Raw genomic sequence first — 16,282 nt, 5'->3', positions numbered from 1 at the left:
GATATTATACCTTTTTGCGATCTTAAAGCGATTAATAGAGCAACGAATACAGTAATCGGCGATATTTATTGGTAATCGGATCGTTGTTGCCAATCGCCGCTAAAATCGATAAAAATTCCTGCTTCACTTCGCCATTCAGCACCGTAAGATCTTGTTTTAATAGGCTAAATAATAAGTCTAAGGCTTCTTCATTGCGATGGGCTTGGTGAAGTTGTAATGCCAGTTTTAAGGCAATTTCAGGGCTTGGATTTTTCGCAAAATCTTGCTGTAACTGCTGAATTTCTGGGGTATCCGCTGCTTTAATTAATAATTCAATTTGTGCTTGTAACCCTTGCCAACGGCTATCGCGATCCTGCAAGGGAATGCGATTTAAAATTTCCTGAGCGGGTTCAACTTTTTTCATCGCGATATAGGTTTCCGCATAAAGCAAGGCAATATCGCTATTTTTATGCTCCGAAGCCTCCCACGCCTCTTTTAATAACGGCAATGCAGCATCGTAATTTTGCACACTGAGAAAATCTAACGCCTGATTAAATTTGATCTCTTCTTCTTTGGGTAAAATCAGGCTTAAATGCTGTTCTAAGGTAGCCTCATCTAATGCCCCTTGGAACGCATCAAGGGCTTGCCCTTCTTTGAATAAATAGGTTGTCGGCAAGGCTTGAATGCGGAACTGTGCGGCGACCATTTGCTCTGTTTCACAGTTGATCTTGCCTAACACAAATTGCCCTTGGTATTTGTCCACATAGCGTTCAAGCACTTGAGTAAAAGAAAGGGAATCCGCGTGGCTCGGTGCATAAAACACCAATGCCAACGGCATTTGCTGGCTTTGCTGTAAAACCTCAGTGAGATTTTGCTCGGTAATATCAAGAATATAATGGCTCATTTTCACTCCAATTTGAGTTACAAAAATTGTCATAGATTGTAACAAAAGTGCGGTGGTTTTTGGAAAACTTTTTCTAAAACCACCGCAGTTTATAAAATAGATTATCGTCGTTTAAGTTTTCAAATAAGGCAACATTATGTTGAAATCAAACGACGATTTGTGATTACAGCAAGAAACTTCCCACCAACGCAAAAGCGAAGCCAGTAAAACCAATTAATGTTTCTAGCACTGTCCAGGTTTTTAATGTGGTTTTGGTATCCATTTCTAAAAAACGGCTAACTAGCCAGAAACCGCTGTCATTAACGTGTGAGAACACCGTTGCCCCTGAAGCGATGGCGATTACAATAAAGCATAAATCGAATTGACTTAACCCTGTTGTGGCAGCGATAGTTGGAGCGATGAGTGCTGAGGTGGTGGTTAATGCTACCGTTGCAGACCCTTGTGCCACACGCAACGCCATTGAAATAATAAAGGCGGCGACAATCACGGGCATACCTGTGTCCGCTAACATTGAGGAAAGCACATCACCAATGCCACTGGCACGCAATACGCCGCCAAACATACCGCCAGCCCCAGTTACGAGAACAATGGAGCAGATTGGACCGAGTGCGTTATCACAAATTTTCTCAATTTGTTCATTACTGCGTTGATCTTTCAGTAATAAAATCGTAGCAAGCAAGGTGATTAACAGAGCAACGGGCGTTTTGCCTAATAAACGTAAGGCTTGAACCCAAGTTTGTGAGCCATCAACTACGCCTGTTACAGAAAGGGTATTTAGCCCTGTATCGAATAAAATTAATACTAAAGGTAATAGTAAAATGGTGATGACCTTACCAAAACTTGGTGGATTTTGCACCGCAGTTTCATTAATGGCATTAGCGTTAAGGAAGGCTTTTGGCAATTCAACCATCACTTTTTTGCCTAAATATTGGCTAAATAAATAGCTGGCGATATACCAAGTGGGAATGCCACAGCCTAGCCCGACAATGACTAACAAGCCCATATTTGCCCCTAATAAATCGCCTGACGCAACAGGGCCAGGGTGAGGGGGAACAAAGGCGTGCATTACAGCGAAAGCCCCAGCCGCAGGGAACGCATAACGTAATATTGAGCCGCCAAAGCGTTTGGCTACGCTAAAGATAATCGGCAGCATTACCACTAAGCCCGCATCAAAGAAAATCGGGAAGCCAAAGAGCAAAGAGGCAACGCCTAATGCAAAAGGTGCGTTTTTCTCACCAAATTTATTAATGAGCGTATCTGCTAAGACTTTTGCACCGCCAGTGATTTCAAGCAAACGCCCGATCATCGCCCCTAAACCCACTAATAATGCAACAGAGGCTAATGTGCCGCCAAAACCTTTTGTAAGGGTAGGCAGAATTTGGTTGAATGGTACGCCTGTTGCTAAGGCTGTGAGTAAACTCACAATAATTAATGCCACAAATGCGTGAACGCGGAATTTCATAATCAATAAAAGCAACAGTAATACGGAAGCAATTAGTGTGAAAATCAACATACAATATCCTTAATATTTGATTCTTAATTTCTTTACCAAAGGCAAGAACGAATGGCTAATTTACCCGTAACATAACAATTATTTCATTAAGGTAAAATAGTTCCGCATATTATTAGTTAAATCTCTAACTAAATTCAAATAATTAGGAAGAAAATTCCTATTCTTGTTAAAAATTTGTGATAATGATCACAGAATGTAATGTTACCAGTAACTCTAATTCTGATTTTTTGTTATGGTTAGTAAAATAAAATGAAATTCAGAGTATAGGAATTAAAATGGAGAAAGCAAAAGGTAAAAGTGTTATTTTAATGGGGTATCCAGTACGGGAAAAACCTCTATTGGCACAGAAGTATGCCATCGTTTAGGTTTAAAACTTATTGACGGCGATGATCTTCATCCTCGTGCGAACATTATCAAAATGGGAAGTGGGCAACCGCTTAACGATGAAGACCGTGCACCTTGGTTAGAGCGAATTAATGATGCTGCATTTAGCCTTGAACAGAAAAGTGAAGTAGGCATTATCATTTGCTCGGCGTTAAAGAAAAAGTATCGCGATCGCATTCGTGCGGGAAATGAAAACGTAAAATTTCTCTTTTTAGAAGGCAGCTTTGAGCTGGTTTTAGAAAGAATGAAACAGCGTAAAGGGCATTATATGAAAACAGAAATGCTTAAAAGCCAGTTTGACACACTCGAAATCCCACAAGCTGACGAACCCGATGTGATCCATATCGATATTGATGGTTCTTTTGATGAGGTGGTAGAACGTTGCGTAAACGCACTCAAACCGCTGTTATAAAAAAGTGCGGTTGAAAAATACCGCACTTTTCCTTTCTACTCAATCCCCTCAAGACCTGTTAAAATACCCATTATTTGCATTAAAAGTAAGGAATAATTTTGGCACTTATTAGCTTAACCAATGGTTATTTATCATTCAGCGATCACCCACTGTTAGATCACGCTGATCTTTTTATTGAAGCGGGGGAGCGGGTGTGTCTTGTTGGTCGCAATGGAGCGGGGAAATCTACATTAATGAAAATCCTTGCCGGCGAAATGGTGATGGACGATGGGCGATTGCAGTTTGAGCGAGATCTTGTTATCTCACGTTTAGAACAAGATCCACCGCGTACTGCACAGGGGAATGTGTTTGATTATGTGGCGGAGGGGATCGCTCATTTAGCGGATTTATTGAAAGAATATCACCGCACTTCGGATTTATTAGAGCAAGAATATCACGACAGTACATTAAACCGCTTGGCAGAAATTCAATCGCAGTTAGAACACGCCGATGGTTGGCGATTTGAAAATAAAATCCGCGAAACCCTCGAAAAATTAGGGCTTCAGCCAAATATGCCATTGGCGGAACTCTCGGGCGGTTGGTTGCGTAAAGCTGCTTTGGCTCGTGCGTTGGTTTGTGATCCCGATGTGTTGCTCTTGGACGAACCCACCAACCATCTTGATGTGGAAGCCATTGAATGGCTGGAGAATTTCTTGCTTAATTTTGCAGGTTCGATCATCTTTATTTCTCACGACCGTGCATTTATCAGCAAAATGGCAACCCGCATTGTGGATTTAGATCGCGGCAAATTAGTGTCATACCCTGGCGATTATGGCAAATATCTTATTGAAAAAGAAGAAAATTTACGCGTAGAAGCCTTGCAAAATTCACTGTTTGATAAAAAATTAGCACAGGAAGAAGTTTGGATTCGTCAGGGTATTAAAGCTCGACGTACCCGCAATGAGGGGCGAGTGAGAGCATTAAAAGCCTTGCGAATGGAGCGCCAGCAACGTCGCGAAGTGCTTGGCGGGGCAAAATTGCAAGTGGATAATTCCACGCGTTCAGGCAAAATTGTGTTTGAATTGGAAGATGTCAGCTATGAAATTGCGGGTAAAAAGCTGGTTTCTCATTTTTCCAGCACCATTTTACGCGGGGATAAAATCGCCCTCGTCGGTGCAAACGGGATTGGTAAAACCACCTTAATCAAGCTATTACTGGGGGAAATTCAGCCCACTTCAGGGCGGATTAAGCGCGGAACAAAATTAGATATCGCCTATTTTGACCAATACCGAGCCGATCTTGATCCTGAAAAAACGGTGATGGACAATGTGGCAGATGGGAAGCAAGATATTGAAGTTAATGGGGTAAAACGCCACGTTTTAGGCTATTTGCAAGATTTCTTATTCCCTCCAAAGCGTGCGATGGTGCCAGTGAAAGCCCTGTCGGGCGGGGAACGCAACCGTTTATTGTTAGCTAAATTACTGCTCAAGCCAAATAATTTGCTGATTTTGGATGAACCCACCAATGATCTTGATGTAGAAACCTTAGAGTTGCTTGAAGAATTGCTTACTGATTATCAAGGCACATTACTCATTGTGAGCCACGATCGCCAATTTATTGATAACACCGCGACCGAATGCTATATGTTTGAGGGCGATGGCGTGATTAATAAATATATCGGTGGTTTCTTTGACGCAAAACAGCAACAAGCCAATTATTTCGCTCAGAAAGCAGCGAACGCGGAAAAAACACCGAAAAATGAAAGTGCGGTGGAATTGGAGAAAGTTTCTCATAAGCCGAATAAAAATCGTCCCGTAAAATTGTCGTACAATGAACAACGTGAGCTAGAACAGCTACCGCAACAATTAGAAAAACTAGAAGAAAAAATCACCGCACTTCAACAGGAAGTATCTGATCCCAATTTCTTCCAGCAAGATCATCAGTACACTTCTGACAAACTGCAACAACTCGCCGAAGCGGAACAAGCACTTGAAACGGCGTTTCTGCGTTGGGAAGAATTGGAAGAAAAGAAAAATATGGTGGGTTAAACGCGATATAAAATAAAAGGGCAGAGAATTTCTGCCCTTTTTTGTTAGATTAAGTTACTAATGAAGATCACTACAATGATTAAAGGTACAACATATTTCACATAATTAAACCAAATTGTAGTAAACGTTGAATTAGGGTTGCTTGACAGTTCTTTTTTCGCCTCATCTTTGAGAACAAAACCCACGAAAATGGCACAGCCAAGTGCGGTGAGTAAAAAGAGAATATTTCCACTCACATAATCAAAGGCATCGAAAATGCTTTTGCCAAAAATGGTGAAATCTTTTAGTAGGCTATCACTTAAAATTGACGGAATGTTGCCGAAAAGGAATATACTTCCTAAGGTTAAAAGAATGGCTTTTCCGCGACGCATTCTGAGTTTTTCTTGTAGTGCGGTAATAATCACTTCATAAATGGTAATTGAGGTGGTTAGAGCTGCGATCAACAATAAACTAAAGAAAATAATCGCAAAAATTCGTCCTGCCCATAAATGGGAAAATACGATCGGCAGGCTTTGGAATACGAGGGTTGGGCCCGCATTTGGTTCAATGCCAAAGCTAAAGAGCGAAGGAAAAATCATAAAGCCCGCTAACACAGCAATAATCGTATTGGTGAAGCCTGTGATAACCGCAGTTTGTACTAAATTTTCTTCTTTACTGAGATAGCTTGACAGGGTGATAAGCACGCCAAACCCTAAGCTCAAGGCGAAAAACACTTGCCCTAGCACCATAATGAACAGCTGCGGGGTGATTTTGGAAAAATCAGGCTTGAGATAATAAATAATTCCTTCTGCCGCCCCAGGTAGGGTAATGTTGCGGATTACCATTCCAATAAGGAAGATAAAAAGCAACGGCATTAAGTATTTCACAGAGCGTTCAATTCCGCCGATGATGCCTTTGGCGAGAATTACATAATTGATCGCAACGAAAATAAAGGTGTAAACCGCGATTTGTAGCGGGCTGTTGCTGATACTTTGCTCATAAAAGGTTTTGGCATAGTCTTTGGTGATAGTGGTGGAAATATCAAGGCTGCCCGAAATGAGGCTGATGATATAATTCATCACCCAGCCGCCAAGCACCATATAATATGCCATAATGCCGAACGCCCCGAGTAGCCCCATATAGCCGATGATTTTCCAATATTTAGAATGCGGTTTGCTGGTGAGTTTATTCGCAAAGGCATCAATGGAATTAACGCGTAAACGTCGTCCGATCACGTTTTCTACTAAGATCATTGGAATACCGATCACAATCATTGCAATGCAAAACAGAAGCACATAAGCCCCGCCGCCGTTTTCCCCAACGAGATAAGGGAAACGCCAAGTTGCACCGAAACCAACGGTTGCTCCTGCTACCGTCATAATGTAGGTCAGTCGGCTTGACCAAGTTTGTCGTTCAGATTTTTGGGTTGTCATAAGTTACCTTTAACTTTCGGTTTTTTCTTTGTATTCACAAAGATCTTCAATAATGCAAGAGCCACAGCGGGGTTTGCGAGCAATGCAAGTGTATCGTCCGTGCAGAATAAGCCAATGATGCACGTCTACTTTAAATTCATCAGGGACGACTTTGAGCAATTTCTCTTCCACTTGTAACACGGTTTTTCCTGGTGCGAAGTTGGTGCGGTTACAGACGCGAAAAATGTGAGTATCAACGGCGATCGTTGGGTGTCCAAATGCGGTGTTTAACACCACATTTGCGGTTTTTCGCCCCACGCCTGCGAGAGCTTCAAGTGCGGTGCGATCTTCGGGCACTTTTCCTTGATGTTTTTCGATTAAATCACGGCAGGTTTTAATAATGTTTTCCGCTTTGCTATTAAATAACCCAATGGTTTTAATATAGCTTTTCAGCCCCTCTACGCCGAGATCTAAAATCGCTTGTGGCGTGTTGGCAACGGGGAAAAGTTTCGCCGTGGCTTTATTCACCCCTTTATCAGTGGCTTGTGCCGATAAAATCACCGCAATTAATAATTCAAAGGGCGAATTATAATGTAATTCAGTGGTGGGGTGGGGATTTTGATCCCGTAGTCGCGTTAAAATTTCAATACGTTTTTGTTTATTCATCTATTTATTACTTTTATGATCAATGACGTTTTTAATGGCTAAAATAATGCCTAAACCAAGGAATGCCCCTGGCGGTAAAATGGCGAGTAGGAAATGGCTATCAAGTTGAAATAACGTCAAATGGAGCGATTTCGCCCAGCCACCCAACAGGTTTTCCATTCCAATGAACAATTTACCCGTGCCAATCACTTCACGCATTGCCCCAAGCAAGCAGAGGCTGAAAGTCATACCCACACCCATCGCAAAGCCGTCAAACAACGAAAGCCAAAGGCTATTTTTAGATGCAAAGGCCTCCGCACGCCCAATCACAATACAGTTGGTTACGATCAATGGAATGAATATCCCTAAGGATTGATAAAGGCTGTAAGTGTAAGCATTCATTATTAATTGCACGATGGTAACCGTGGTGGCGATAATCATCACATAAATGGGAATGCGTATGGCGTGCGGAATATAGCGGCGGAAGAGCGACACAACTAAATTCGTACACATTAACACCGCAATGGTAGCAAGTCCCAAGCCTAGTGCGTTGCTCACCGAGCTAGACACCGCTAGCAACGGACAAAGCCCGAGCAGTTGCACCAACGCAGGATTATTGTGCCAAAAGCCTTGTTTGAACAAAAGTTGCCATTGGCTCGTTTTTTCTGAAATCAAAGTGCGGTCAGTTTTTTCGCTATTTTTTATTTCAGTCGTTTCCACTATGCTCCTCCAGCTTTTCTTGATGAAGATAATCTAATATCACCAATGCGGAACGTTTGACTTGATTGACGATCGCCCGAGGTGTGATGGTCGCCCCTGTAAATTGATCGAACGTGCCGCCATCTTTTTTTACAGCCCATTGAGATAAATTTGTTTTATTAATTTTCTTGTAATTGAAGCTCAAAACCCAGTTCGAAACGTGCAAATCAATTTTATCCCCTAGCCCTGGTGTTTCTTTATGTTCAAGAACGCGTAAGCCCAAAATTTCCCCCTCAGGGGTTACGCCAACTAAAAAGCGAATGTTACCAGAGTAGCCATCTGGGGCAATGGTTTCATACAGATAAGCGATGGCTTGCTGAGCTTTTTTTGCCTCACAAAGTTTAGTAATTCGCACATTTTGTGCTTGCGGAAATGTAGGTTTGTAGCAACTCGCTAACAAATCATTATCGTAATCCTTCGGAGGAATGATCTGAGCGAACAATTCTTCTTGTTGCTTCGCCACTGCAGCTTCAATTGGTGTTTTCGTCAAAAAATAAACCCCAGCGGAAAGTGCGGTACAGATTAAAGCGACTGAGCCGAGCAGAAGCCCATAACGTCCACTCATTTTTGCAGTTTGCATATTAACCTCGTTTTTTATGTCCGCTCACCACGGGGCGGGTGTAATGATCAATCAATGGCACGCAAATGTTCGCCAATAACACAGCAAAGGCGACGCCATCGGGATAGTTTCCATTGGCACGAATAAGGCAGACTAACAAACCAATCAACCCTCCAAAAATCCATTTTCCTTTTGGCGTGATAGACGCTGTTACAGGGTCAGTGGCGATAAAGAATGCACCGAACATCGTTGCCCCGCTAAACCATTGCCACAGCGGGCTTGGGGCAGTGGCAGAAAACAGCCAATGCAAAGTGCTAATGAGTAACATTGAAAGCAAAAATGCGGCGGGAATATGCCAATGAATGATTTTTTTCCAAATCAAGAAAAGCCCGCCTAACAGAAAGCAAAAGTTCACCGCCGCCCAGCCTAACCCTAAATTGAGATCCATTGTGAACGGCGAGGCGGTAAAGATCGGCAATTGATTAATCTGGCTCAATTCCATTTTCATTTTCAACGCGGTTTTTACGGAATCTAACGGCGTGGCTTGGCTGATCCCATCAATGGAATTGGTGAGCTGTTGCAACGTGAAGCCATCGCTTGTCAGCCCGTGAAAAATCAACTGGTAAGCATCGCTTAGGCTAGGCGGTTCGTTTAATAATTGCATAGGGGGAAGCCAAGCCGTCATTTGCACAGGGAAAGAAATCAGCAAAATCACATAACCCACCATCGCAGGGTTAAAGAGGTTTTGCCCCAAGCCTCCATAAACGTGTTTACCGAGGAGCACCGCCCCAAATATGCCGATTAAAATCACCCAATAAGGGGCATAAGGCGGGATCGCCATAGCTAAAATCAATGCCGTGAGAATGACGCTAAAATCGCGAATGTAAAACAAACGAGGCTTGCGGCGTAAATGGGTCACCAGCAATTCTAGTAGCACCGCCAAGCTAATGGCGAGGGCAGATTGAATTAACACCCCAAATCCGAAATAGTAAATTTGTGCCACCAGTGCGGGTAGCATCGCCGCAATCACCCATAGCATAATGTGAGCGGTTAATTTGCCCGAATGGGTATGGGGCGAACTCATCATCTTAAACATTGATAAACCCTTATTCTTTAATATGTTGTTCTCTTGCTTGTTTCTTGGCTTTGGCTCTTGCCACCGCCGCCGCGATCGCCGCTTTTTTAGTATCAAGTGTGGTCAGATTTTCAGCCATTTTTTCTTGCGTTTCGCCTTTCTCAGGTGTTGCGACGCGAGATTGAGCATTATCCGATAGGCTACTCGTCGCCTGAATCATCGAAATCGCCTGCTCCGTTGTATCCAACCCCGCTTTAATCGCATTAAGTGCATTTTCCACCGTACTCAGTTCAGCATTTTTCTTTTCCAGATTTTCGGTAGCGGAATATCCCGCTTGCACTTGTTTCTTCGCCTTGGCTCTCGCAATCGCCGCAGCGATAGCGGCTTTTTTCGGATCAAGTACGGTCGAATTTTCAGGCGTTTTTTCTACCGCACTTTCGCTTTGTGTATTTGCTTCTGCTGTTTCTGTATTTTGCTCTACCGTACTCAGTTCAGCGTTTTGTTTTTCTGAATTTTCAGCAGTGGCAGAATTTCCTGCTAGTGCTTGTTTTTTCGCTTTCGCTCTGGCAAGGGCGGCGGCGATGGCTGCTTTCTTCGGATCAAGTGCGGTCGGATTTTCAGATGTTTTTTCTACCGCACTTTCGTTTTCTGTATTATTTTCTGTACTTGGGTTTTCGGTATTTTGTCGTTCTACATTTTCCGCTACAGAATTTCCTGCTAGTGCTTGTTTTTTCGCTTTTGCTCTGGCAAGGGCGGCGGCGATGGCGGCTTTTTTCGGATCAAGTGCGGTTGGATTTTCAGGTGTTTTTTCTACCGCACTTTCGCTTTGCGTATTGCTCTCTACCGCATTTGGAGCAAGATTGCCCGCTGTGCTGAGTGAGGCTTTCTCTTGTGCTTCTTGCTGACGGGCTAAACGGCGAGCTTTACGCTGTGCCATAATTTCGGCATTATCAGGTTGGAGCTGACCTTTTTCATCAACAAAGGTTTTTACCTCGGGGGATTGCTCGGCTTCGCTTTGTTTTTTCGCTTTCAAACGTTCCAAGGCGGCTTGCACAGGATCGATGCCTTGCTGTTTGGCTATTTCTTCACGGCGAGCCTCGGCAGCCCGTTGTGTGCGGGCTTTGCGGGCTTGTTCTTCTTTTTCTAAACGAGCTTGACGTGCTTCAAAGCGTAGCTTGGCTTCGTGAGATTTTTGTGCCTGTGCTTTGATTTCCCAAATTTTCGCTTTTTCTTGACGGAAATATTGGATCAGCGGAATGTGGCTTGGGCAAACATAGGCACAAATACCGCATTCAATGCAATCTTGCAGAGCGTATTGCTCTGATTTTTGATGATCTTCACTGCGAGCGAACCAGTAAAGCTGTTGTGGCATTAAATGCACAGGGCAAGCATCGGAGCAGGCAGAGCAACGAATGCAGGCTTGTTCTGGCTCAGGCTCGACATACTCAAAATGATCGGGAGCGAGCAGACAGTTGGTAACTTTGGTTACGGGGGCATTGAGATGGGGGAGGGTAAAGCCCATCATCGGCCCGCCCATAAACACGGGAAAACGGGCGTCATATTGATAGCCCACCTGTTGCAACAGAGCGGAAATTGGCGTGCCGAAACGCACCCAGTGGTTGCCTTTGTGGGGAATTTTATCGCCTGTGAGGGTTACCACGCGTTCGATCAAAGGCTCGTCATTGATGACCGCTCTTTTAATCGCAAAGGCAGTGCCGACATTGTGCATTAATACGCCAATGCTTGAGGAACGTTGCCCGCTCGGCACTTCAACCCCTGTCAGCACTTGGATTAGCTGTTTAGCCGCCCCTGAGGGATACTTGGTGGGGATCACTCGCACCTCAATATCATTTGCCCCTTTTAAGGCGTGTTTGAGGGCTTGAATGGCTTGTGGTTTGTTGTCTTCAATGGCGATTACCACTTTTTCGGGGCGTAAAATATAGCGTAAAATGCGTATGCCCTCGATGATCTCAGCAGGATAATCTTGCATTAAGCGATCGTCGCAGGTGATATAAGGCTCGCATTCCGCCCCGTTAATAATCAGCAATTTCACCTTGTTTTCGGCGGACTGAATTTTGGCAGCCGTTGGGAACACTGCACCGCCAAGCCCTGCAATTCCCGCTTGATAAATGGTTTCGATAAGCTGGGCTGGCGTTTGGCTGAGGAAATCCTCAATAGGGTGCTGTTCTCGCCATTGATCTTTGCCGTCCGCTTGAATTTGAATGGTGAGCTCCGCCAGCCCCGAAGGGTGAGCGGCGACATAAGGGGAAATAGCGATAACTTTGCCTGAAGTCGGGGCATGAACGGGTAAGGTTCGTAAGCCCTCACCACGGGTCAGCGGTTGCCCTTTCAGCACCTGATCGCCCACTTGAACGAGCAAATTTCCCGCATTGCCCGCGTGTTGTTTGACGGGAATATAGTAGCAATCCACCTCAATGGCAGGCTGAATAGGGTGTTGGTTGGACTGAGATTTCATTTCGGGCGGGTGAATGCCACCGTCAAAGTCCCATAATCTACCCGAATTAAATCTGTTTAATACATCGGTTTCATCAGCCATTATTCACCTCATTCTTGCTTTTGTTCTCGGTGATTTCTACCACAGGAATGACTAAGTTGGGATCGAATTTCCAATCCCATTCATCAATGCCTTTTTCGACTTTTATCATTGAAATACAATCTGTTGGGCAAGGGGCTACGCAAAGTTCACAGCCCGTGCAAAGATCGGGGATCACCGTATGCATCGCTTTATTTGTGCCGATAATGGCATCAACAGGGCAAGCCTGAATGCACTTTGTGCAACCAATGCACATATCTTCGTGAATTATCGCAACCTTTGGCGTGTTATCTTCTTCATCAAATTCGGTGGACGGCACATCAACGCCGAGTAAATCCGCAATTTTCACCACTAAAGGCTGCCCACCAGGGATACATTTGGTGATCACATCGCCTTGAGCGATGGCTTCCGCATAGGGTTTACAACCAGGGTAACCACATTGCCCGCATTGACTTTGGGGCAGTAAGGCATCAATTTTTTCAACAATGGGATCACTTTTCACTTTTAGCTTTACCGCGGCGATGCCGAGGATAATGCCAAAAATGATCGCAAGTAGTGTAATCGCAATTAAAATACTGGATAAACTCATCTTAGGCTCTCACTAAACCCGCAAAACCCATAAAGGCAAGGGACATCAAGCCCGCGGTGATTAACGCAATGGAAGCCCCGCGAAATGGCATTGGCACATCAGCGGCAGCAAGGCGTTCACGCAAAGAGGCGAACAGCACCAGTACCAAAGAAAAACCTAAGGACGCACCGAAACCATAAATCACAGATTGGGTGAGTGTGTGGGCTAAGTTTACATTGAGCAACGCCACGCCCAACACCGCACAGTTGGTGGTGATTAAGGGCAAAAAGACACCAAGCAAGCGATAGAGTGTTGGGCTGGTTTTGTGGATAACCATTTCAGTAAATTGCACCACCACGGCAATCACCAAAATAAAGGAAAGCGTGCGTAAAAAAATCCCATTAAATGGTGTAAGCAAATAATGATCGATTAAGTAAGAGCAAAGGGAGGCAACGGTTAGCACAAACATTGTCGCAAGCCCCATTCCAATGGCGGTTTCAATTTTTTTTGACACCCCCATAAAAGGACAAAGCCCTAGGAATTTCACTAGGACAAAGTTATTGATAAGTGCGGTACTAATTATCAGTAAAATATAGTCGGTCATAAGCGTTTTTATCCGTTGCTTTCTCTTTCGTTATTCTTCTGTATTGTGGAAAGCTCAGTGGTTAAATAAATATGTTAGCATTAAGCAAAATATAGCTTGTTATTATCGCCATTTCTCACCTTGATAACAATAGAAAATTTTAGGTAACACACTTTGTGCTTGTTCAGCCACCCCATAACCCTATTAAATAGGGCGGCTTAACGATTTTTATTTTTTAATTCTACAGTTAGGAAGTCTTGAAAATTTGATATATTGAATTGAAAGCCTGCATCGCGTAATTTCTTTGGCGATATTCGCTGGCTGTTTAATAATAGCTGGGTTCGTTCGCCTAAAAAAATGCGTAATAGAAAAGCAGGAACATTGGCAAAATGCGGGCGGTTTAGATATTCACCGAGTTGTAGGTTAAAATCTTGATTCGTGATAGGCTGTGGGGCGGAGAAGTTGAAGGCTCCCTTGCATTGTGGATTTTCTAATAGAAAGAGAATGCCTGAGATCATATCTTGCAAGCTGATCCAAGCCCAATATTGTTTGCCGCTCCCCAGTTTTCCGCCTAATCCGAAACGGTATAATGCTAGCATTTTGGGGAATGCACCACCATTAAGGCTAAACACCATACCAGTGCGTAACAAACAAACGCGGGTGTTGGCTTGTTGAGCAGCAGCTTCCCATTGCTGGCAAAGTTGTGAGGGAAAAGCTGTGCCAGCTGGCGAGTTTTCATCGATCCAGTGATCTTGATGATCGCCGTAATAGCCTGAAGCTGATCCCGAAATAAAGGTATGGGGCGGGTTGTCGCTTCGATTGATAAGTGCGGTCAGATTTTGGGTTAAGTTTACACGGCTGGTGAAAAGTTCCGCTTTTTGCTTGGCAGTCCAGCGATGATCGAAAATGGGTTCGCCTGCCAAATTAATCACCGCATCAAAATCATTTAACTGTTGAAATTCAGCTAAGTCATTGATTTTCTTTACGCCTTTTGGGAAGTGAAGCGGCTGAATTTGACGGGTTAAAACACAAAGCTGGTGTTGTTTCGCCAACAGTAGCGGGATCAAGGCAGAGCCAATTAAGCCCGTGCCGCCAGTGAGTAAAATATTCATTACAATGAACGCTCAAACAGCTCTTGAACACATTGCATTAACTGCAAAATGGAGGTGTCGGCCGTGGGGGTGATAAAAATCGTGTCATCACCTGCAATCGTGCCGAGAATGCCATCGCTTTTGCCGACGGAATCAAGCAAGCGAGCGATAAGCTGAGCCGCCCCAGGGCTAGTTTTTACAACCACAAGAAAATCATTATGGTCAATATCCATGACTAAATTTTTTAATGGACTGCTGGAGGTGGGAACGCTTAATTCATTTGGCAGGCAATAGACCATTTCCATTCGGCTATTGCGTGTACGTACTGCACCAAATTTTGTCAGCATTCTTGACACCTTAGACTGATTAATATTGCTAAAGCCTAAGTTTTGCAGGGCGGTGACAATTTCACCCTGCGAGCCGAAACGCTCTTGAGCTAAAAGTTCTTTAAAGGCGAGGATTAAGTTGTCAATTTTTTCTTGTGCCATTGGGATTACATTTTCTATGATTATGATTTTGCATAAATTGTGCATAAAAATTCACTTTTATGCAAGTTGAAAGTAATGCGTGAAAAAATGCGGTCTTAAAAATGAGAGATTTTTTACAAAAAGTTTGAGTTAGATCTCAGTATTGAATTTCTCTGTTTGAATTTGTAATGAGATAAGTCTAAAATCCAAGGCGATTAATTTATAGCTAGAAATGAGGAGTATTAAATGAAAGTTGCTGTTTTAGGTGCTGCTGGTGGTATTGGTCAAGCCTTGGCTTTGTTATTAAAGCTACAATTGCCGGCAGGTTCAGAATTATCATTATATGATATTGCCCCAGTAACTCCTGGCGTAGCGGCAGATGTAAGCCATATTCCTACGGCGGTAAAAGTACAGGGATTTGCAGGTGAAGATCCTACGCCAGCACTAGAAGGGGCTAATGTGGTGCTAATTTCCGCAGGTGTTGCCCGCAAACCAGGTATGGATCGCTCAGATCTGTTCAACATTAATGCGGGTATCGTGCGTAATTTGGTGGAAAAAGTCGCTCAAGTTTGCCCGAAAGCTTGTATCGGTATCATCACCAACCCTGTGAATACCACTGTTGCGATTGCGGCAGAAGTGTTGAAAAAAGCTGGGGTGTATGATAAGCGTAAATTATTTGGTGTGACTACTCTTGATGTGCTTCGTTCAGAAACCTTTGTGGCTGAGTTAAAAAATCTTGATGTTTCTCGTACCGCAGTACCAGTGATTGGTGGACACTCAGGCGTTACGATCTTGCCTTTATTATCGCAAGTGCAATATGCGGAATGGGAAGAGGAAGAAATCGCCCCATTGACAAAACGTATCCAAAATGCAGGGACTGAAGTGGTGGAAGCCAAAGCAGGTGGCGGGTCAGCAACTTTATCTATGGCACAAGCTGCCGCCCGTTTTGCTCGTTCATTAGTAAAAGGCTTAAGTGGTGAAACTGTGGTGGAGTGCAGCTATGTTGAGGGCGATGGCAAATATGCTCGCTTCTTCGCCCAACCTGTCCGCTTAGGCAAAGAGGGTGTGGAAGAAATCCTCCCAATTGGCGAGCTAAGTGCCTTTGAACAAAACGCCCTAGAAGCAATGCTCCCAACATTACGTGCGGATATTGAGTTAGGAGAGAAATTTATTAATAGCTAGTTTTAAATTAATGTTACTTCTATTCAAGTAACGTGTTTTTAACTGTAAGTATTAGCGTGGTTGGTAAAGGAGTTATCAACCACGCTTTTTTATTATTTCTCTATGATTCGGGGGTAGGCTTATTTAAATTTAGAAGTAAGATAGAATGTTGAGTGGAATATCATATATAACTATTTTTACTACAGGATT

General features: G+C 43.6%; 14 protein-coding genes and 1 pseudogene. 3 read left to right on the top strand and 12 right to left on the bottom strand.

The window, feature by feature from the left end:
• Window positions 1-31: 31 nt before the first annotated feature.
• Both HBL79_RS05680 and HBL79_RS05675 read right to left on the bottom strand, forming a co-directional pair.
• On the bottom strand, window positions 32-883 hold the full coding sequence (locus HBL79_RS05680; RefSeq protein ID WP_017806150.1) for a co-chaperone YbbN: 852 nt from the start codon (window positions 881-883) through the stop codon (window positions 32-34).
• 163 nt (window positions 884-1,046) lie between these two features.
• A complete protein-coding gene (locus tag HBL79_RS05675) occupies window positions 1,047-2,396 on the bottom strand; it encodes a GntP family permease (RefSeq protein ID WP_035688317.1) in 1,350 nt (449 codons plus the stop codon).
• 275 nt (window positions 2,397-2,671) lie between these two features.
• Here HBL79_RS05675 and HBL79_RS05670 point away from each other — a divergent pair.
• Both HBL79_RS05670 and HBL79_RS05665 read left to right on the top strand, forming a co-directional pair.
• Window positions 2,672-3,192 (top strand): annotated as a pseudogene (locus HBL79_RS05670) (gluconokinase).
• A gap of 98 nt (window positions 3,193-3,290) precedes the next feature.
• Window positions 3,291-5,219 (top strand): ABC transporter ATP-binding protein, encoded by a 1,929-nt coding sequence (locus HBL79_RS05665; protein WP_035688321.1) that lies wholly within the window; start codon window positions 3,291-3,293, stop codon window positions 5,217-5,219.
• A 44-nt stretch (window positions 5,220-5,263) separates the two neighbouring features.
• Here HBL79_RS05665 and HBL79_RS05660 read toward each other — a convergent pair whose 3' ends face one another.
• The 10 genes from HBL79_RS05660 to argR form a co-directional block, all read right to left on the bottom strand.
• Window positions 5,264-6,631, bottom strand: a complete 1,368-nt coding sequence (locus HBL79_RS05660; protein WP_035684515.1) for a sodium-dependent transporter — start codon at window positions 6,629-6,631, stop codon at window positions 5,264-5,266.
• 9 nt (window positions 6,632-6,640) lie between these two features.
• Window positions 6,641-7,276 carry an endonuclease III gene (gene nth, locus HBL79_RS05655; protein ID WP_035684517.1) on the bottom strand — a complete coding sequence of 212 codons (636 nt, stop codon included), beginning with the start codon at window positions 7,274-7,276 and terminating at the stop codon, window positions 6,641-6,643.
• A complete protein-coding gene (locus HBL79_RS05650) occupies window positions 7,277-7,975 on the bottom strand; it encodes an electron transport complex subunit E (protein ID WP_272487553.1) in 699 nt (232 codons plus the stop codon).
• Window positions 7,962-8,594 (bottom strand): electron transport complex subunit RsxG, encoded by a 633-nt coding sequence (gene rsxG / locus HBL79_RS05645; protein WP_035684521.1) that lies wholly within the window; start codon window positions 8,592-8,594, stop codon window positions 7,962-7,964. Before rsxG ends, HBL79_RS05650 begins: the two co-directional genes overlap by 14 nt.
• 1 nt (window position 8,595) lies before the next feature.
• A complete protein-coding gene (gene rsxD, locus HBL79_RS05640; protein ID WP_035684523.1) occupies window positions 8,596-9,669 on the bottom strand; it encodes an electron transport complex subunit RsxD in 1,074 nt (357 codons plus the stop codon).
• A 10-nt stretch (window positions 9,670-9,679) separates the two neighbouring features.
• Complete coding sequence (gene rsxC, locus HBL79_RS05635; protein WP_035684531.1) at window positions 9,680-12,205, bottom strand: electron transport complex subunit RsxC; 2,526 nt, start codon at window positions 12,203-12,205, stop codon at window positions 9,680-9,682.
• Window positions 12,198-12,791 carry an electron transport complex subunit RsxB gene (rsxB, locus tag HBL79_RS05630; RefSeq protein ID WP_035684536.1) on the bottom strand — a complete coding sequence of 198 codons (594 nt, stop codon included), beginning with the start codon at window positions 12,789-12,791 and terminating at the stop codon, window positions 12,198-12,200. The genes rsxC and rsxB overlap by 8 nt, the downstream gene beginning before the upstream one ends.
• 1 nt (window position 12,792) lies before the next feature.
• Complete coding sequence (rsxA, locus tag HBL79_RS05625) at window positions 12,793-13,374, bottom strand: electron transport complex subunit RsxA (protein ID WP_017806160.1); 582 nt, start codon at window positions 13,372-13,374, stop codon at window positions 12,793-12,795.
• Between the two features lie 197 nt (window positions 13,375-13,571).
• Window positions 13,572-14,465 (bottom strand): TIGR01777 family oxidoreductase, encoded by an 894-nt coding sequence (locus tag HBL79_RS05620; protein ID WP_017806161.1) that lies wholly within the window; start codon window positions 14,463-14,465, stop codon window positions 13,572-13,574.
• Window positions 14,465-14,932 (bottom strand): transcriptional regulator ArgR, encoded by a 468-nt coding sequence (gene argR / locus HBL79_RS05615; RefSeq protein WP_017806162.1) that lies wholly within the window; start codon window positions 14,930-14,932, stop codon window positions 14,465-14,467. Before argR ends, HBL79_RS05620 begins: the two co-directional genes overlap by 1 nt.
• Before the next feature lie 225 nt (window positions 14,933-15,157).
• Here argR and mdh point away from each other — a divergent pair, with 225 nt between their 5' ends.
• Window positions 15,158-16,093, top strand: coding sequence for a malate dehydrogenase (gene mdh, locus HBL79_RS05610; RefSeq protein ID WP_035684539.1), 936 nt, complete (start codon window positions 15,158-15,160; stop codon window positions 16,091-16,093).
• The last annotated feature ends 189 nt before the right edge of the window (window positions 16,094-16,282 follow it).

Source organism: Avibacterium paragallinarum, from assembly GCF_011765605.1.
Taxonomy (GTDB): Bacteria; Pseudomonadota; Gammaproteobacteria; order Enterobacterales; family Pasteurellaceae; genus Avibacterium; species Avibacterium paragallinarum.
Note: the sequence above shows the minus strand (reverse complement) of the source record. Positions and strands in the feature narration are given on the sequence as shown.